Source organism: Staphylococcus argensis, from assembly GCF_002902305.1.
Lineage (GTDB): Bacteria > Bacillota > Bacilli > Staphylococcales > Staphylococcaceae > Staphylococcus > Staphylococcus argensis.
The window spans coordinates 527-1,266 of the sequence record NZ_PPPX01000018.1 but is presented as its reverse complement, the minus strand read 5'-3'; the positions used below and the strand labels follow the sequence as shown (position 1 = coordinate 1,266).

The window sequence follows — 740 nt, the reverse complement described above, 5'->3', positions numbered from 1 at the left end:
GACCTTCGGGTTATGAGCCCGACGAGCTACCGAACTGCTCCATCCCGCGGTAATGTGAAATACGGAGGAAGAGGGATTCGAACCCCCGCGGGCCGTTAAGCCCCTGTCGGTTTTCAAGACCGATCCCTTCAGCCGGACTTGGGTATTCCTCCATAATAAAAGTGCTAAGATTAAATTCAAATGGCGGAGGAGGAGGGATTCGAACCCCCGCGGGCCGTTAAGCCCCTGTCGGTTTTCAAGACCGATCCCTTCAGCCGGACTTGGGTACTCCTCCAAATTATATGGACCTTGCAGGATTCGAACCTGCGACCGAACGGTTATGAGCCGTTAGCTCTGACCAACTGAGCTAAAGGTCCTAAATATAATCACAACACTTAATAATGGCGGTGGAGGGGATCGAACCCCCGACCTCACGGGTATGAACCGTACGCTCTAGCCAGCTGAGCTACACCGCCCTATTATGTAATTTTAAATAAATATGGTGGAGACTAGCGGGATCGAACCGCTGACCTCCTGCGTGCAAAGCAGGCGCTCTCCCAGCTGAGCTAAGCCCCCATTTTTTGAAATAAAATCACTATCGGGAAGACAGGATTCGAACCTACGACCCCTTGGTCCCAAACCAAGTGCTCTACCAAGCTGAGCTACTTCCCGTAATAAACGCGCCCGATAGGAGTCGAACCCATAGCCTTCTGATCCGTAGTCAGACGCTCTATCCAGTTGAGCTACGGGCGCATAATTTA

7 tRNA genes are annotated in these 740 nt (G+C 51.9%); all 7 read right to left on the bottom strand.

Annotation, left to right across the window (positions count from 1 at the left end):
- Nucleotides 1-62: 62 nt before the first annotated feature.
- A tRNA-Ser gene (locus CD039_RS11390) sits at nt 63-152 on the bottom strand.
- A gap of 29 nt (nt 153-181) precedes the next feature.
- Nucleotides 182-274, bottom strand: a tRNA-Ser gene (locus CD039_RS11385).
- 8 nt (nt 275-282) lie between these two features.
- Nucleotides 283-356 (bottom strand) — tRNA-Ile (locus CD039_RS11380).
- Nucleotides 357-381: 25 nt separating this feature from the next.
- Nucleotides 382-455 (bottom strand) — tRNA-Met (locus CD039_RS11375).
- 24 nt (nt 456-479) lie between these two features.
- Nucleotides 480-555: transfer RNA gene (locus CD039_RS11370), tRNA-Ala, on the bottom strand.
- A gap of 22 nt (nt 556-577) precedes the next feature.
- Nucleotides 578-651, bottom strand: a tRNA-Pro gene (locus CD039_RS11365).
- A 7-nt stretch (nt 652-658) separates the two neighbouring features.
- Nucleotides 659-732: transfer RNA gene (locus CD039_RS11360), tRNA-Arg, on the bottom strand.
- Between the last annotated feature and the right edge of the window lie 8 nt (nt 733-740).